General features: G+C 63.1%; 16 protein-coding genes. 9 read left to right on the top strand and 7 right to left on the bottom strand.

The features are described from left to right. Positions 1-257: 257 nt before the first annotated feature. On the top strand, positions 258-1,886 hold the full coding sequence (locus ABGX75_RS14620) for a sodium:solute symporter (RefSeq protein WP_011505565.1): 1,629 nt from the start codon (positions 258-260) through the stop codon (positions 1,884-1,886). Next, complete coding sequence (locus ABGX75_RS14615) at positions 1,879-2,391, top strand: hypothetical protein (RefSeq protein WP_287124376.1); 513 nt, start codon at positions 1,879-1,881, stop codon at positions 2,389-2,391. The genes ABGX75_RS14620 and ABGX75_RS14615 overlap by 8 nt, the downstream gene beginning before the upstream one ends. A gap of 82 nt (positions 2,392-2,473) precedes the next feature. Here the strand turns inward: ABGX75_RS14615 and ABGX75_RS14610 are convergent, their stop codons facing one another. Further along, the gene (locus ABGX75_RS14610; protein ID WP_301968598.1) at positions 2,474-3,988 is read right to left on the bottom strand and encodes a carbohydrate porin; all 1,515 of its coding nucleotides are present in this window, start codon (positions 3,986-3,988) and stop codon (positions 2,474-2,476) included. Positions 3,989-4,298: 310 nt separating this feature from the next. Here ABGX75_RS14610 and ABGX75_RS14605 point away from each other — a divergent pair, with 310 nt between their 5' ends. The 6 genes from ABGX75_RS14605 (at position 4,299) to ABGX75_RS14580 (ending at position 11,481) form a co-directional block, all read left to right on the top strand. Continuing rightward, a complete protein-coding gene (locus ABGX75_RS14605) occupies positions 4,299-5,558 on the top strand; it encodes an ABC transporter substrate-binding protein (RefSeq protein ID WP_347411082.1) in 1,260 nt (419 codons plus the stop codon). 13 nt (positions 5,559-5,571) lie between these two features. Further along, entirely contained in the window at positions 5,572-6,546 is a 975-nt protein-coding gene (locus tag ABGX75_RS14600; RefSeq protein ID WP_347411079.1) for a sugar ABC transporter permease, read from the top strand. After that, entirely contained in the window at positions 6,543-7,385 is an 843-nt protein-coding gene (locus ABGX75_RS14595) for a carbohydrate ABC transporter permease (RefSeq protein WP_179152549.1), read from the top strand. The genes ABGX75_RS14600 and ABGX75_RS14595 overlap by 4 nt, the downstream gene beginning before the upstream one ends. Positions 7,386-7,552: 167 nt before the next feature. Then, entirely contained in the window at positions 7,553-9,166 is a 1,614-nt protein-coding gene (locus ABGX75_RS14590) for an alpha-glucosidase family protein (protein ID WP_011505571.1), read from the top strand. A 59-nt stretch (positions 9,167-9,225) separates the two neighbouring features. Further along, a complete protein-coding gene (gene ugpC, locus ABGX75_RS14585) occupies positions 9,226-10,332 on the top strand; it encodes a sn-glycerol-3-phosphate ABC transporter ATP-binding protein UgpC (protein WP_347411081.1) in 1,107 nt (368 codons plus the stop codon). 105 nt (positions 10,333-10,437) lie between these two features. Next, a complete protein-coding gene (locus ABGX75_RS14580) occupies positions 10,438-11,481 on the top strand; it encodes a LacI family DNA-binding transcriptional regulator (protein WP_287125055.1) in 1,044 nt (347 codons plus the stop codon). On the opposite strand, the gene ABGX75_RS14575 is transcribed toward ABGX75_RS14580, so the two are convergent. Continuing rightward, positions 11,482-12,384, bottom strand: coding sequence for a nuclease-related domain-containing protein (locus ABGX75_RS14575; RefSeq protein WP_256985244.1), 903 nt, complete (start codon positions 12,382-12,384; stop codon positions 11,482-11,484). A 135-nt stretch (positions 12,385-12,519) separates the two neighbouring features. Between ABGX75_RS14575 and ABGX75_RS14570 the strand changes: the two genes are divergently transcribed. Further along, entirely contained in the window at positions 12,520-13,419 is a 900-nt protein-coding gene (locus ABGX75_RS14570; RefSeq protein ID WP_347411078.1) for an NAD-dependent protein deacetylase, read from the top strand. A 27-nt stretch (positions 13,420-13,446) separates the two neighbouring features. On the opposite strand, the gene ABGX75_RS14565 is transcribed toward ABGX75_RS14570, so the two are convergent. From ABGX75_RS14565 to ABGX75_RS14545, 5 genes are all read right to left on the bottom strand, one after another. Further along, a complete protein-coding gene (locus tag ABGX75_RS14565; RefSeq protein ID WP_287125058.1) occupies positions 13,447-13,857 on the bottom strand; it encodes a YbaY family lipoprotein in 411 nt (136 codons plus the stop codon). 35 nt (positions 13,858-13,892) lie between these two features. Beyond that, the gene (locus ABGX75_RS14560) at positions 13,893-14,267 is read right to left on the bottom strand and encodes a translation initiation factor Sui1 (RefSeq protein ID WP_035414880.1); all 375 of its coding nucleotides are present in this window, start codon (positions 14,265-14,267) and stop codon (positions 13,893-13,895) included. Between the two features lie 95 nt (positions 14,268-14,362). Beyond that, positions 14,363-15,040 (bottom strand): HAD-IA family hydrolase, encoded by a 678-nt coding sequence (locus tag ABGX75_RS14555; RefSeq protein WP_011505577.1) that lies wholly within the window; start codon positions 15,038-15,040, stop codon positions 14,363-14,365. 180 nt (positions 15,041-15,220) lie between these two features. Further along, positions 15,221-16,528, bottom strand: a complete 1,308-nt coding sequence (locus ABGX75_RS14550; protein ID WP_011505578.1) for a TRAP transporter large permease — start codon at positions 16,526-16,528, stop codon at positions 15,221-15,223. After that, on the bottom strand, positions 16,525-17,136 hold the full coding sequence (locus tag ABGX75_RS14545) for a TRAP transporter small permease subunit (RefSeq protein WP_347411077.1): 612 nt from the start codon (positions 17,134-17,136) through the stop codon (positions 16,525-16,527). The genes ABGX75_RS14550 and ABGX75_RS14545 overlap by 4 nt, the downstream gene beginning before the upstream one ends. Between the last annotated feature and the right edge of the window lie 24 nt (positions 17,137-17,160).

The following is a 17,160-nucleotide window of genomic DNA, read 5'->3' as shown; positions in this document are numbered from 1 at the left end:
TGTACAATCACCATATCCCGCAGAAAGCGCTGCATCATCAATCGCCGATCACGGCGATGAAGGAATGGCAGGCCAAGCGGCCTGAGTTATTTACCAAACGGGTGGTTAATCACACGGGACCCGACAAATACGGACGTTTGGCCTCCGTGGTCACTTGATGCGATTCGGGACCGGACGGCACCCATGGCGTGCCGATCGGCAGCCTGGAAAGAAGCCTGCTAATTTGGATAGCCAGGTGGATCACAAAGGGGCGGGTCGTGAGCGAGTTTACCTGGCTGGATAGCGTCGTCTTGGTGGTGTACATCCTGCTCGTGGCGCTGATAGGCGCGCGTTTCGGGCGGAGCCAGCAGAGTACCCAGGATTATTTCCTGGGCGGTCGGCGAATTCCCGGCTGGGCGATCGGGCTGTCGGTGATGGCGACCCAGGCCAGCGCGATCACCTTCATCGGCGCTCCCGGCTGGGGGTTCGAGGGCGGCCTGGAGCGGCTGGTGACGTTCCTCAACGTGCCGCTGGCGATGGCGGTGCTGATCTTTCTGCTGGTGCCCGTGTTTCATCGCGCGGGCATCTACAGCATCTACGAGCTTCTCGAGCGTCGCTTCGGGCCGGCCACGCGCAGCGTGAGCGCAGGCCTGTTCCTGGTGGCACGCGGCCTGGCGACCGGCGTGGTGCTTTATGCGCCGGCACTGGTGCTCTCGGTGGTGACCGGCTGGAGCGTCAACCTGACCATCGTGGTCATGGCGGTGCTGGCGGTGAGCTACACGGTGCTGGGCGGTATCAGTGCAGTGATCTGGACCGACGTGATCCAGATGTTCGTGCTGTGGCTGGGCGCCCTGGTCAGCATGGGATTGATGGTGGCGAGTCTGCCCGGTGGCTGGAGCGATGTCTTTGCCTTCGGTGCGGCACAGGGGATGTTCGACACCCTGGACCTGTCGCTGGACCCCGGGGTGACTTATTCGCTGTGGGCCGGCCTGTTCGGCGGCATCTTCCTGCATATCGCGTATTTCGGCACCGACCAGAGCCAGATTCAGCGGGTCCTGACCAGCCCCGATGTGCAGCAGGGGCAGCGCTCACTGTTGATCGGCGGGTACCTGCTGGTGCCGCAGATGTTGCTGTTCTTGTTCATCGGGGTGATGTTGGCGACCTACTACGACCAGCACGGCCTTGCCGCGCCGGACAACCTCAACGAGCTGTTCCCGCGCTATGTGGTCAGCGCCTTTCCGCCGGGTCTGGCCGGCCTGGTGATTGCCGGTGTCTTCGCGGCGGCGATGTCGAGTCTCGACTCGGCGCTCAATTCGCTGTCGGCGGTGAGCGTGCGCGATTTCTATACGCGATATGTCAGGCCCGACGCCAGCGAGGCGCATTATCTCAAGGCCTCGCGCTGGGCGACGGTCTTCTGGGGCCTGTATGCGACGGTCTTCGCGTTCTTCGCCGGTAACCTGGGGCCGGTGATCGAGGCGGTCAATCGTATCGGGTCCTGGTTCTACGGCGCCCTGCTGGGCACCTTCCTGCTGGCCATGCTCAGCCATCGCACCAATGCCCGCGGTGCGCTGAGCGGCCTGGTGCTGGGCATGGTCTCGGTGTGGGGCGTCGAAAGCCTCTTCGATATCTCCTGGCTTTACAACAATCTGGTGGGAGTGGTGGTGTCGCTCGGCGTGGGGTATGTCGTCGGTCTGACGGCGCCTGCCCCGAGCGCGGCGCAATTGCGCGACGTGGTCATCGAGGAAACCGCCCCGGATATGCAGGCGCTGCTGGCGACGCGCGCCGCCCGTGCCCGGTCGATCACGCCGGCGGCACGCCTGACACGTCGCCGCTGTATCGGGCTGGTGGCATGGTTCTGTCTGTTGCTGGCGGGTCTGGCACTGTTGCAGGGGTGGGCCAATGCCTGAGGCGCTTCCCCTGAGACTGCCTCGGCGACTCGATGCCCTGCAGGCCGAGACGCGCCTGCGTCGCCTGCGCGCCGAGACCTTCGAGGCGGCGACGCTCACGCTCTGGGCGCATGCCCTGGGCGCGCCGGACGATGCCCCTGCCGGTTGGCTGTTGTGCCATGCCCGGGCGCGGCGGGCGCTGCTCTGGCCGCATGCATTGCCGGCAGCCCCGGAACACGAGGGAGCCGAGGCCGAGCTGCGGCTTGCCGCTTCCCTGCCGCCTTCGGCGGATGTCGTGTCGAGGCTCTGGTTCTGGGAGCGCATGGTGGCGCGGCGGCACTGGCAAGTGACGCTGCGCGGAACGCCGGCGCGCGCCGTGGCCCTGCCCCTGTGGCTGGGATATTCACCGAATCGTCGAGGGGGGCATCGGCTGATGGTGATCAGCGGGCTTGGCGGTGACGCCTTGCCGACGCTCAAGAACGCAGTCCTGTGGGAATTGCGTCAGCTTGCCGCGGCGCCAGCTTAGCGTCGGATTCGGCCGTGTGACGTCGCGGCGAGCGCCCCCGTCTTGCATGCGGTGGCAGTGGGGGCGCATGCAGCGGTATATGTCAGAACCAGACTTCCATCTGTGTCCCGAAGGTCCATTCGCTGCCAGTGAAGCTGTCATCGCCCAAGGCGTCGCCATTGGTGAAGCCGTTGAGTGCTTCGTCCCAGTCGCTCCAGGAGGCGAACAGGCGAATCTCCGGACGCTGCCAGAAGCCGCCAACCTGGGGCTTGAACGTGGGAGCCACAGTCAATTTGGCATAGTCGCCATCGACGGCATTGTTGCCCTGGTAGCCTTTGGGATCGAGGTCCATCCATTGGTAGCTGGCCTCGTATTGCATCTCGAAGTTGTCGGTCAGTTCATTGGCCAGGCGGGCATTGAGGGTCATCCATTCATAGCTGTCGCCACGGGCGTAACGGTCCGTGCTGTGCTGGGCGAGCATGGCTGGAGCCAACCGCCAGTCGGGCGCCACGTAGGTCGTGCCATAGACCGCCAGCCGCGAGGTCCGGGCCTCATCGAGCAGGTCGCCGTCGGCGCCCAGTGACTTGACCTCGGCGCCGAGTCCTTGTCCGTGGAGGGCCGCCGCCTTGAAGCTGCCTTCGCCGAGGCCAAAGAAGCTGTTTCCGTGGTAGGCCAGCATGGTGTGGAAACCGGTGTCCGCCGCGCTGGCATCGTTTCCGGTATCACGTCGGTCGTTGTCGTTGGCCGAGAGGCCGTTGACCATCCACTGCCAGTCGCCGATGTGGTTGTTGAGCGTGAAGACAAGGTTGTCGGTACTGCCGGTGAGGTCGGGATTCTCGCGGCTGACGATGGGAAAGTCGCTGAAACTGCGCCCGTAGAGCGACACGTTGCTGGTCCAGTCATCGTTGAGGCGAATGTCATATACCCCTGCGCCGGTACCGGCGAGAAAGATGATGTCACTGTCGAGCCAGTGGATGTCGAAGTTGTCTCGGTCGAAGCGTTTGCCGGCCCAGATCTTGGCGTCTTCGAAGGCGCCGGTGAAGCTCGGCAATTCGCTGAATTGGACATACGCCTGACGAACGTTGAGATTCGATTCCTCGGCGGTCCAGTCGTTGCTGGTGGTGACGCTGTCCGCCAGCATCATGCGGTAATGCGAACGAGCGCCATTGTCGAAGCGCTGTTTGTAATTGAGCGTGGTCTCGACATAAGTGTCCGGTTCGTTGCCGAGACGGCCCACGGCACCGCCGGTGCTACCTGCCGGCGTCAGGAAGGGGCCACCCGGTGCGCTCTTGCCGTGACTGTCGAGCAGCAGGCCGGAGCGGGCATAGGCATCGAGCGATAGGCCCAGATCGCCTTCTGCATGCGCTTCGACATCGGCGAGGCGTTGTTCGAGGCCGGTATCCTCGAGTGCTTTCAGCGTCGCCCTGGCGCGCTTGGCACGTTGCTCGGCGGCGGCCGCGCGTTGTTCCGCCGCCGCGACACGACTCTCCAGCGCCGCCAGTCGTGCTTCGAGTGCTTCATTCGAGATATCGGCATGGGCACTGACGGTCACGCCCAGTGAAGCAAAGGCTATGGCGATGACCAGCGGCTTGCGCATCATGGTTCCTGGAAGGGGCATGGACTTGACTCCCGTTGTGGTTGTTGTGGAGTGATCTCGTAACGCGGGTTGACGTCGTTAACGGGGTGTAAACTTAAACGTTTAAGATCGAGTCTACAAAGTCCTTGTCGTGCCATTTCGACTAATGTCTATCCAAGACTGGTTGACGCGTTTTTTTACACCAAAGTCTAGGTTGTGGGCGGAATGGGCGAGGGCTAGTGTGGCCTTTGACTTAATCGTTTAAGAATCGGTTGTGACAACACAGACTTATTACCGTGGCTTTGCCAGCACGGTCTTCCTGGATAACAACAACCCCCCGGAGGTAAGCGCCATGATTCGTCGATTGACTCTTCTTGCCGCCCTGGCCGGCGCCACCGTCGGCCAGGCCCATGCCGCGGACTTGACCATTTCCTGTGGCGCGGTGGGAGCTGAGCTGACTCTCTGCAAGGAAGGCGTCTCCGCCTGGGAAGAGCAGACCGGTCACAGCGTCGCTGTTGTCTCGACGCCCAATTCATCCACCGAACGTCTCTCGCTCTATCAGCAAATCCTGTCTGCACAATCGGGGGATATCGATATTATGCAGATCGATGTGGTCTGGCCTGGCCTGCTCGCCAACCACCTGATCGATTTGCGTGAGATAGGCGGCAAGGATATTGCCGATGGCAATTTCCAGACGATCGTCGACAACAATACCGTCGATGGGCGGTTGGTGGCGATGCCCTGGTTTACCGATGCCGGGGTTCTCTATTACCGCAAGGATCTGCTCGATAAGTACGATCGAGAGGTGCCCGAGACCTGGCAGCAGATGACCGAGACCGCCGAGGCCATCCAGCAGGCTGAACGCCAGGCCGACAATGAGGAGATGTGGGGCTATGTCTTCCAAGGGCGTGCCTATGAGGGGCTGACCTGCAATGCCCTGGAGTGGGTCGCCAGCCATGGCGGGGGCAGTATCGTCGACGAACAGGGCGAGATCACCATCGACAATCCGCGTGCCGCGGCTGCTCTGGATCAGGCTGCCGAGTGGGTCGGCCATATCTCGCCCCAAGGCGTGCTCAATTACACCGAAGAACAGGCCCGCGGCGTCTTCCAGTCCGGCAACGCAGTCTTCATGCGTAACTGGCCTTACGCTTGGTCGCTGGTGCAGAGCGAGAATAGCGACGTGCGCGGCAAGGTCGGTGTCACCACGTTGCCGCATGGCCCCAAAGGAAGCAGTGCCGCGACCCTGGGGGGCTGGAACCTGGCAGTATCCAAATACAGCAAGCATCCCGAGCTGGCTGTCGATCTGGTCAAGTTCTTGACGTCCGAAGCCGAGCAGAAACGTCGTGCCCTCGAGGGTTCCTACAACCCGACCATCAAGTCGCTTTACCAGGATAAGGAAGTCCTCGCCGCCGTGCCTTTCTTCGGCAAGCTCTACGATACCTTCACCAATGCCGTGGCACGGCCTTCGGCACCGACCGGCAACAAATACGGCCGCGTCAGCAATGCCTTCTTCAACGCTGCCCACGACGTGCTTGCCGGCAACATGAACGGTGCCCGGGCGGTATCGCAACTGCAGGACAAGCTCGAGCGCATGAAGCGCCGCCGCTGGTAACCCGAGGCCTGCCATGACCGCTAGCAATTCTGTTGCAACCCATCCCCCGGCGGCAACGCGCCGGGGCCGCCGACAGGGCACCAAGGTGCGTCGTCAGCGCGTGCGAGCTGCCTGGCTGTTCCTGGTGCCAATGCTCGTCACCCTGGCAATGGTTGCCGGCTGGCCGCTGTTGCGTACGTTCTACTTCAGTTTCACCGACGCCTCGCTGGCGGATACGGGGGGAGCCAACTTCATAGGCTTCGAGAACTATCTGGGATATTACCAGGGAGCCTGGTACGGCCTGCTGACCGATTCCGCCTGGTGGCAGTCGGTCTGGAACACGCTGTTCTTTAGTGTCGTGTCAGTGTCGCTGGAGACGGTCTTCGGCATCATCGTCGCCTTGGTCCTCAATGCCGAGTTCAAGGGACGCATGCTGGTGCGTGCTGCCGTGCTCATCCCCTGGGCGATTCCCACCATCGTGTCGGCCAAGATGTGGGCGTGGATGCTCAACGATCAGTTCGGCATCATCAATCATCTGCTGATGTCCCTGGGCCTGATCGACGCCCCCCTGGCCTGGACTGCCGACGCCGATCTGTCGATGTGGGCGGTGATCATCGTCGATGTGTGGAAGACGATTCCCTTCGTTGCCCTGCTGGTACTGGCGGCACTGCAAATGCTGCCTCGGGATTGCTACGAAGCTGCCGAGGTCGATGGTATCCACCCGGTCAAGGTGTTCTTTCGGGTGACATTACCCTTGATCACACCTGCGTTGCTGGTGGCAGTGATCTTCCGCCTGCTGGATGCACTGCGCGTGTTCGACGTGATTTACGTACTGACTTCCAATTCCACCAGCACCATGACGATGTCGATATACGCACGTCAGCAACTGGTGGAATTTCAGGATGTGGGCTATGGCAGTGCTGCCTCGACCTTGCTGTTTTTGATCATCGCCTTGGCCACCGTGATTTATCTCTATCTGGGGCGTCGTCAGCTGGGAGGTGATGAATGAATACCAGACTCGCCAAGTCTCTTGCCAAGCGTATCGGGTTTTGGTCGTTGATCGCGGTGTTGCTGATTTATGCCGTCTTTCCCTTTTACTACGCGGTGATCACCTCACTCAAACCTTCCAGTGCGTTGTTCCAGGTCGAGTATTGGCTGAGCAGCGTGGATTTCAGTAACTACGTCACCATCTTTACCCAGGGCAGTTTCGTCCAGGCGATCATCAACTCGATCGTCGTTGCCGTCAGCGTGGTGGCCATTGCCCTGCTGCTGGGCATTACCGCCGCCTACGCCTTGGGTCGGGTGCGCTTTCGCGGCCGCACCACGGTGATGATGATCGTGCTCGGCGTGTCGATGTTCCCTCAGGTCGCGGTGCTCTCGGGGCTGTTCGAGGTGATCCGTACGCTGAATCTCTACAACAGTCCGGGCGGGCTGATCCTGAGTTACACCATCTTCACCCTGCCGTTCACCGTCTGGGTATTGACCACCTTCATGCGCCAGTTGCCGCAGGAACTGGAGGAGGCGGCGATCATGGACGGCGCCACCCCTTGGGTCACCATCACCAAGGTGTTCCTGCCATTGATGTGGCCGGCGATGGCGACGACGGGGCTGTTGGCTTTCATCGCTGCCTGGAACGAGTTCCTCTTCGCGCTCACGTTCACGCTCACCAATGAGGAGCGCACCGTGCCAGTGGCAATCGCGCTGATTTCCGGGGGCAGCCAGCATGAGTTGCCGTGGGGGCCGATCATGGCGGCTTCTGTCACTGTCACGGTGCCGTTGGTCATTCTGGTGATGATTTTTCAGCGACGCATCGTCTCGGGTCTCACCGCCGGTGCCGTCAAGGGCTGAATCAGGCGCGAAAACTGGCTGCGTTTGACCATACCGCGTTAAAAGGAGGCTCAAAATGCTCATTTACTGCCGTGTAAACTCCGCGTTTTCGCCTCCTTTTGCCTTGTCTGGTCATCGCTCGCTGCGTTTTCGCACCTGATTCCACTCTCTTTATCAAGGAATCCAAGATGAAGGACAACACTTTCTGGTGGCGCGGTGGTGTCATCTATCAAATCTATCCGCGCAGCTTTCTGGACAGCAACGGCGACGGTATCGGCGACCTGCCGGGCATCATCGAAAAGCTCGATTACGTGGCGTCGCTCGGTGTCGACGGCATCTGGCTGTCGCCTTTCTTTACATCGCCGATGGCGGATTTTGGCTACGACATCAGCGATTATCGCGACGTCGACCCCATGTTCGGCACCCTGGACGACTTCAAGTCACTGCTCAGTCACGCCCATGCCCTGGGGCTCAAGGTGATCATCGATCAAGTGATCAGCCATACGTCGGACCAGCATCCCTGGTTTCAGGAAAGTCGTCGCGACCGACAAAATGCTCGTGCCGATTGGTACGTATGGGCCGACCCCAAGCCCGACGGCACGCCGCCCAACAACTGGCTGTCTATCTTTGGCGGTTCGGCGTGGACATTCGACTCGCGACGTCGTCAGTATTACCTGCATAATTTCCTGATCGAGCAGCCGGATCTTAATTTTCATAATCCGGCCGTGCGTGACGCTCAGCTCGACAACATGCGTTTTTGGCTGGAACTTGGAGTCGATGGCTTTCGCCTGGATACCGTCAACTTCTATTTCCATGATGCCGAACTGCGCGACAACCCGGCTATCGAGCCCGGCGATACAAAGACGCTGGGTGCTCCGGAGGCCAACCCTTACACGTGGCAACGCCATGTCCATGACATAAGCCGCCCCGAAAACCTCGACTTCCTCAAACGATTACGCGCGTTGATGGATGAGTTTCCGGGCACGGCGACGGTCGGTGAGATCAGCGAAGATAGTCCACTCGAGCGCATGGCGGAGTACACCGCCAATGGTGACAAGCTGCACATGGCCTACACCTTCGATCTGCTTAATGCACCGCGCTCCCCGGCCTACATTCATGAGGTGATTGAACGCTTCCAGCGACTGGCGGGCGATGCCTGGCCTTGCTGGGCACTGTCCAACCACGATGTGATGAGAAGCGCCACGCGCTGGGGAGCCGAGGAAGACGCCGAGGCGTATCCCAAGGTCACGTTGGCCATGCTCTTGTCATTGCGCGGCAGCGTTTGCCTTTATCAAGGTGAGGAACTCGGTCTGCCCGAGGCCGAAGTGCCTTTCGAGCGTATTCAGGACCCCTACGGCAAGGTCCTTTGGCCTGACTTCAAGGGACGTGACGGCTGCCGGACGCCGATGCCCTGGCATGACGGTATTCATGGCGGTTTTTCGCGTGTCGAGCCTTGGTTGCCGGTGGATGCCCGCCACCTGCAGCGTGCTGTGTCGCGTCAGCAGGCGAGTCTCGATTCCATGCTCAACAGCGTGCGGGCGCTGATCGCGTTTCGTCACGACCACCCGGCGCTGTTCGACGGTGACCTGAGATTGCTCGATGTCGGCGATGCCCTGCTTGGCTTCGTTCGTGAGCATGCTCAGGAACGCCTTGTGTGCGTGTTCAACCTGACTGACCAGGCGCAGGCGTGTTGCCTGCCCGAGCCAGGGCACCTGCTGGACGCTCCCGGGTTCACGGCGCACGTGGAAAACGACCGCTTGACCCTGCCGGCCTATCAGGCGGCCTATCTGCGCCTTGACTGAATTTCTTTGGACGATACATGCCGCTGGCGCCTTGTTGGCGCCGGCCAGGAGAACTTTCCATGGCAAGCCTTACGCTCAACAAGCTCAACAAGTCGTTTGGCGATACGCATATCATCAAGGATGTCGACCTCACGATTGGTGATGGCGAGTTCGTGGTCTTCGTCGGCCCCTCCGGCTGTGGCAAGTCCACTCTGCTGCGGCTGGTCGCCGGGCTGGAGTCGATCAGCGATGGCGAGCTGAAAATTGGCGAGACGCTGGTCAACGACTTGCCACCTCGCGAGAGGGGAGTCGGCATGGTCTTCCAGTCCTATGCCTTGTATCCGCACATGACGGTGTTTGAAAACATGGCTTTTGGGCTCAAGTTGGCCAAAACGACGAAGCAGGCGGTACGCGACCGGGTTCACGAGACTGCGCGCATCTTGCAGCTCGAGGAACTGCTTGATCGTAAGCCCAAGGCGCTTTCCGGTGGACAGCGTCAGCGTGTGGCGATGGGAAGGGCGATGGCTCGCGAGCCGCGCATCCTGCTGTTCGACGAACCGCTGTCCAACCTCGACGCCTCGCTGCGCGTGCAAATGCGCAACGAGATTGCGCGCTTGCATCACCGTCTGGGCTCAACGGTGATTTATGTCACTCATGATCAGGTCGAGGCGATGACGCTTGCCGACCAGATCGTGGTCTTGAACGGCGGGCGAATCGAACAGGTTGGTAGTCCCCAGGAGCTTTACCAGCGTCCCGCAACGCGCTTCGTCGCGGGGTTCATCGGCTCTCCGACGATGAACTTCCTGCCCGCCGCCTTGCGCGAGAGCCATGCCAAGGGATGTCGCGTCAGCGTATCGGGCATCGGCGAGCTGAATCTGCCACAGAATGCTGCGGACCTTGCGGCAAACGCCACGTTGACGCTCGGCATTCGTCCCGAACATCTGTGCCTGGGGGAAGCGCGTGGCGACAATGCGTTCGAAATCGTCAACGTTGAATATCTGGGTAACGAGGTCTATGTCTATCTTGATGCCGGTCAGGGCAACGAGCTGCTGATTCATCGCAGTGAGGCACCCAGTCGCTGGGACATCGGCCAATATGCCGCCTTGATGCCGTCACTCGACAATGTGCACCTGTTCGATGGTGACGGGCGCGCATTGCCACTGATGCGCACGCGTGACGCCGCTTGAGGATGCCGGCATTCGGTTGCCTTGTCCGGCTGAGTCGCCTTTCATGCTAGAGAGTGTCGGAGCAGGCAGGTATGCTGCCTGCGTTCGCTAGCAACGAGACTCGCCGTGACTCCTTCGCACCGTCGCATTACTCTCAAGGACCTGGCTGCTCGCCTCGAGGTTTCCACTGCCACGGTTTCCAACGCCTTCAATCGGCCGGATCAGCTATCGCCCGCGCTGCGCGACCGGATTCTCAGCGAGGCGCGTGATGTAGGCTATGTCGGCCCCGATGCCCGAGGCCGCAGCTTGCGCACCGGGCGCTCGAAAATCATTGCGGTGGTCCTGGCCGATAGTCTGACCTATAGCCTCAACGACGCCGTGGCCAGCGAGTTCTTGGCCGGGGTCTCGGAGGTGCTCGACGAGCATGGTCATACCTTGTTGCTGCTGCCGAGCCGTCAGGGAATGCGGCTGGAGTCGGCCAGCATGGCCGATGGCTTCATCGTATACGGGCTGCTGCCCGACCCGCAGATGCATGAGCAGTTGTCGCAACAGCGGCCATTGATGGCCGTGGATTTCGATATCGCCGGGCATGCCTCGGTGCACATCGACAACCATGCGGCCTGTCTGAACATAGCGCGCCATGCCTTGCGTCGGCGGCCGCGTCGCCCTGCGATCATCAACCTGCGCTCGACCGCCGAGCCCTGCAACGGGCGTATCATCGACCAGCCGCTGTTCAGCGAGTCACAGACCATCACGCGTGCACGCCTGAACGGCTTTTACGAGGCACTGGCCGAGCACGACTTCGTACCGGCCGACGTGCCCATGTGGAACATCGAAGAGAATACCCATGACGTCTGCTCGCCGGTCATTGCCGAGATTCTCGACCTGCCCGACGGCGAACGCCCGGATCTGCTGCTTTGCATGTCCGATCGCATCGCCCTGACCGTGCTGACGCTGGCAGAGCAGCGCGGTCTGCGCATCCCTGAAGATCTACGCATGACCGGCTTCGATGGCATCGCCGAGGGGCAATATCGCGCGCCGCGTCTGACCACCGTACGTCAAGATAGTGTCGCCAAGGGGCGTTTGGCGGCTTCCATGGTACTCGGTCGTACCGCCATGGAGTCTCACTGCCTGACTACGCATCTCATCGTTGGCGAAACGGCGCCCTAGTCAGGGGGCTTGATCTCCTGACGTGACGCCTTTCACACGCCGATCCAGGGCCTGCACCACGCGCTGGTGAGTGGCGTCATCCATGGGCTGCAGCGAGGTGTCGTCGAGCAGGGCGGCGAGGCCTCGGCCGTCGACCACCATGATCTCGCCGGGTGGCTTGTCGATCTCCACGTTCCAGCCGGGCAGCACCAGGACACCCTGTACGGCGACGTTTCCCAGCGAGCGGTGGGCCAGCCATTGGCGGCACCACGCCGCCGCCAGCCGCGCATGGGCCAGCGACTGACGTTCGCGCCATCCGGGGAAGCGCAGCCGCTGGCCGGCGACGACGACCGTGGTGCGCGGCTCGCCCTTGATGTCCAGCGGTGGTGTGCGCGCGCTGACCTGGACCGCGAAGATGCCGTGCGGCGTGACCACGACATGGTCGATGGTGGTGCTGTCGGTGGGTACGTCGTGGAACACGAAATACGGATGGGCCTCGGGGCGGATCAGGCGCTCCAGTTCCTGGCCAACCGCCAGCTCGCAGGCCAGCCCCAGCTTGAGGCGCCGAATGCGCTGCACGTCGCGGATCAGGCGAAAGCACAGGATCAATGCCAGCAGGGTGGTGAGCAGGCCATACAGGGCCCACTCCAGCCAACTGTGCCGATTGGCGAACAGCATGCGTCCCATGCCATAGACCAGGGGCGCCAAGGTGACGATGGGGCCGAGCGCGCCGTCGAGGAACAGCGCCGCATAGGCCCGGTCGAGGCGGTTGCGCAACGATTGCGCCGGCTCGCGCAGGGTATGGCCGTCGTAGGGCGAGGTCAGCGCGCCGTCTTCCAGGTGACGCAATGCCAGCACCACCAGCGCCGTGGCGCCGAGGGGGGCGAGAAAGATGAGCGGCAGTACGTATTCCAGCCAGGCCATAGCGGTCATCCGGGTCGGGGGCGGTGTACGAACGCCCATTCTAGCCAGCTTGGCGGGCGGCGGCGATACGGCCCTGTGCCCGCAGGCGGCACGCGTTCTATCATAGGGTAGCGGTTCTGGTTCTGGGAGGTCACGATGGTCGACACGTCACCGTCGCCGCTGGCGGCGTTTCTCGCACGGCACCCGCGCCTGTTCGTGCTGACCGGGGCGGGAATGAGCACCGATTGCGGCATTCCCGACTACCGCGATGAGCGCGGCGATTGGAAGCGCTCGCCCCCGATGACCCACCAGGCGTTCATGCAAAGCGACCTGGCGCGCCGTCGTTACTGGGCACGCAGCCTGGTCGGGTTTCAGGCGCTCAGCGAGGCGCGGCCCGGGCGTGGGCATTACGCACTGGCCGAACTCGAACGGGCCGGTCGCCTCGAGCGGCTGGTCACGCAGAATGTCGACGGGCTGCATCAGCGCGCAGGCTCGCGCCGCGTCATCGACCTGCACGGCCAGGCCGACGTGGTGCGGTGCATGGGGTGCGGCGCGACTCGCATGCGACATGCCTTGCACGCCGAACTGGCGCGCCTCAATCCCCACTGGACGACGCTCGAGGCGCAGGTCGGCCCGGATGGGGATGCCGATCTGGAAAGTCGCAACTTCGCCGATTTCTCGCTGCTGTCCTGCGCGCGCTGCGGCGACGGCATCTTCAAGCCCGATGTGGTGTTTTTCGGCGACAACGTGCCGCGTCCACGCGTGGACGCGGCGTTCGCGGCGCTCGAACAGGCCGACGCCATGCTGGTGGTGGGCTCGTCGCTGATGGTCTATTCGGGCTATCGTTTCGCGAAGCGGGCGGCCGAACTGGGCAAGCCGCTGGCGTGCGTCAACATGGGGCGCACTCGTGCCGATGCGTTGTTCTCGCTCAAGCTGGAGGCGCCGGTGGGCGAGACCCTGGAAGCGGCGGTGCGCGAGGTGACGGCGTCCCGCTCCCCGCAGACGCCGCCGCGCGCCACGCAGAGCGCCGGCCCGGTCTCGACGCTCCGCCGGTGAGTGCGTGCCGCGCGGGATGCCGTGTCGTCAGCGGCGCGAGGCCGGCACCAGGGTAATGGTCGGCGTGGTGCCGGTGTCGCCGTCCAGGACCTCGACCGCGTCGCGGTTGAGATACGTGATGCGCCCCTGGTCGCGAACCTCGGCCTGCAACGTATAGCGATGCGCCGCGTCGATGGCGCTGGCGTCGTAACGCAGTGCCACCTCGGTGGCTTCGGTATCGATCCGGGGGTAGCGACTTTCCGCCAGCGTCGTGTCGTCGGCGCTGTCTTTCAGGGCCACCTCGAGCGTGGCTGCCGGCGACAGGGTCGGTGGCGTGTCGAAGACGACACGAGCGTCGAGCGTCTGGAAATCGGGGCCGCTGGCGCAACCGACCAGCCCGGCCAGAAATGCGCCGCACAGGGCCGTGCGGAGGCGGTGCGATAGACGGGACAGGGGCATGGGAATCTCTCCTGGGGAACGCCGTTGGCGTGGGCTCAACCGCCCGCGAGTTTGACGCGATAGCCGCGCGCTTCCAGTTCCGCCTTGAGTGCGTCGCGGTGATCGCCCTGAATTTCGATGATGCCTTCCTTGAGTGCACCGCCGGTGCCGCAGCGTTTCTTGAGTGCCTTGGCCAATGTCTTGAGCTCTTCGCTCTTGAGCGGCACTCCCTCGACGAGGGTGACGCCCTTGCCCTTGCGGCCCTTGGTTTCGCGGCGCAGACGGACGATGCCGTCGAGGCGCGCCAGGCGGTCTTCCTCCGCCGTGTCGGCGCAGCGGCACTCGCTGAGCGGGGCGCGGCACTCGGGGCAGGTCTCGCCGTGTTCGGTGGAGTACACCAGCCCGCGCAATTGATCCTGTAACGATGCCATGCGTATCTCCCTGGCGTCGGCTTGGCACGATACGCGAATGATAACGCGCCGAGCCGCGATGCACGAACCAGGCGTCGCGCGTCCCCGGCAGGAAATCAGTGTGGCAGGGTTTCCAGCTGGGCCAGGCGTGCCACCACGTCGGGCAGGTCGCGCATGTGGTGCAGGGCGATGGCGCCGGACGGCGTGGTCTCGCGCTCGGGGAAGCGGTTGATGTGAATCGTGCGCATCCCGGCGGCCAGGCCGGCGGCGACGCCGACCTCGGCATCGTCGATCACCACGCAGTGCTCGGGGGCGAAGCCCATGTCACGGGCGGCATGCAGGAACAGCCCCGGCTCGGGTTTCCAGCTCTCGATGGTATAGCCGCTGTAGAGGCGATCCTCGAAATAGGGGCGCAGACCGGTGCTGTCGAGGGCGCGGCGTATCTTGTGCTCGGGGCCGTTGGAAGCCACGCAGCGGGGATACGCCCCAAGGCGCTCCAGCGCCTCGCGGATCCCGGAAATGGGCTGCAGTTCGCGACTCATGCGTGCCTGCATGTTGCGTCGCATCTCGCTCTCGGCCATGTCGCGCGTGGCGTCGTCCAGGGCGCCGTAGCGACGCTCGAGTTCCGCGACGATGTTGGCGAATCGTACGCCGCGAAACTCTGCCATGTACTGGGGGGCGGCGAAAGGCAGTCCGACACGGGTCAGTACGTCGGCCATGACGTCGGCAAGCAGGGGTTCGCTATCGACCAGGGTGCCATCGCAGTCGAACAGCAGGCACAGCGAATGAGACATGATGGTGGAGCCTCGAGGGCGTGATGGATGAAACCGCACAGTTTCTCAAATATCGGCATGCCACGCCCAGGCTTGAGCGCGATGGCGAGTTTGCGAACGGCGTTTTGAAACTCTAACGGGAACTGTAGTGCTCCCCGGCCGCAATGGCAAGGCCGGGGAGCGCGGGGCGAGCCGTCCCGGCTATACGAAGTCCGGCACCAGCGCCCGCGGGATCATCAGGATGAGCTGCGGGTAGACGATCAGCAGCGCGATCACGACCAGCATCACCGCCAGGTACAGCAGCGTCGTGCCGAGTGCCTTGAGCAGCGGAATGCCGCCGATCTTGGCCGAGATCATCAGGCACAGACCGTAGGGCGGCGTGATCAGGCCGAGCCCCAGGGCCATGACGCTGATGACGCCGAACTGGACCGGGTGCACGCCCGCCTGCATGGCCAGCGGCTGGAAGATCGGCGCGAGAATCGCCATCGCGGGCAGCGAGTCCATGAAGGTGCCGATCAGCAGCATGACGATGGCCATGACGATGAGCAGCGTGGTCGGGTCGGTGATGTTGACCCCTTTCATCAGCGACGGCGGAATCTGATAGAAGCTGATCAGATAGCCGAAGATGGCCGCGCCGACCAGGCTGAACAGGGACAGCGAACACAGGCGCACGGTGGAGGTGGAGGCCGCCATGACGCTCTTGAACGTCAGCTCGCGGTAGACGAGAAAGCCCAGCGCCAGGGCATACAGCACCGCCATCACCGCCGCTTCGGTGGGGGTGACGATGCCCAGCGTGATGCCGCCGATGATCAGCACCGGAATGCCCGCCGCGAGCAGGCCGTCCTTGCCCGAGTGCATCAACTGCGCGAGCGAGGCCCGCTGGCGCACGGGCACCTGGTAGCGGCGCACGTAGCCCAGGTTGAGCAAGAGCTGCGCGATGCCGATCATCACCCCGGGCAGGATGCCGCCCAGGAACAGGCCGGCGATCGAAGTGTTGGTCAACGCGCCCCACACGATCATGTTGATCGACGGCGGGATGACGATGCCCATGACCGACGACGCGGCCGTGACCGCCACCGCGAAATGCGCGGGGTAGCCTTCCCGTTTCATGGCCGGGATCAGCACCGTGCCGACGCCGGCGCTGTCCGCCGTCGAGGAGCCGGAGACGCCGGCGAACAGCATGCTGACCATGACGTTGACGTGGGCCAGGGCGCCCTTGAAATGCCCCACCAGATGCAGACACAGCGTGATCAGCCGGTCGGTGATGCGCGCGGCGTTCATGAGGTTGCCGGCGAGCAGGAACAGGGGCACGGCCAGCAGCACGAACGAGTCCATGCCGTTGTACATGCGCTGAAACATGATCCAGGGCGTCAGGCGCGGGTCGAGCATGATCACCGCGAAGGAGGTGAGCACCAGCGACATGGCGATCGGCACGCCGGCAACGATCAGGATCCCCAGCACGGCGAACAACAGCCAGGGCAGCAGGAACATCCAGTCCATCGGCATCATCGGGAAGACTCCTTGCCGCCGGTGCGATGCTCGGAGGCGCTGAGCGAATCGGGGGGCGTCTCGGCGGTATCGGCCAGGGCCTCGTCGAGTTCGGAGGGCGTGTCCAGCGTCTGCTCCATGGCCGACTGGCCATGCAGGGCCGCATGCAGGAGCCGTTGCGCGGCGAACAGGATGATCAGGACGCCGCACACGCTGAACGTGACGTACACCGCGATCATCGGCAGCCTGGAGGCCGTGGCGCTGCGGCGAAGCCCGGAGAGCGCGAAGTCCTTGCCGTAATAGACGAACACGACGCCGACCGCCAGGCAGGCCAGATCACGGATCAGGCGCGTCGCCCGGTCGAGCCGGGAGCCGCGGGGAAAGGCTTCGAGGACGAAGTGATCGGCATGCAGCACGCCGATGGCGGTGCCCAGCATGATCATCCACTGAAAGGCGAAGCGACTGAACTCCTCGGTCCAGTACAGACGCGGCAGCATGGGGAGGTTGCGGCTGACGATCTGATAGACGATGAACACGATGAAGGCCGCCAGCAGCAGCAACAGGACAGCGCCGAGCAGACGCTCGAGCGCTCGATTGAGCCGGGCGAGTCCGGCGAGCAGGGTGGGCATGGCGAAACCCTCGGCGACAAGGGC

It is taken from the genome of Chromohalobacter sp. (assembly GCF_039830575.1).
GTDB lineage: Bacteria > Pseudomonadota > Gammaproteobacteria > Pseudomonadales > Halomonadaceae > Chromohalobacter > Chromohalobacter israelensis.
The sequence above is the reverse complement of the archived record's forward strand: the minus strand, read 5'-3'. Positions and strand labels throughout refer to the sequence as shown.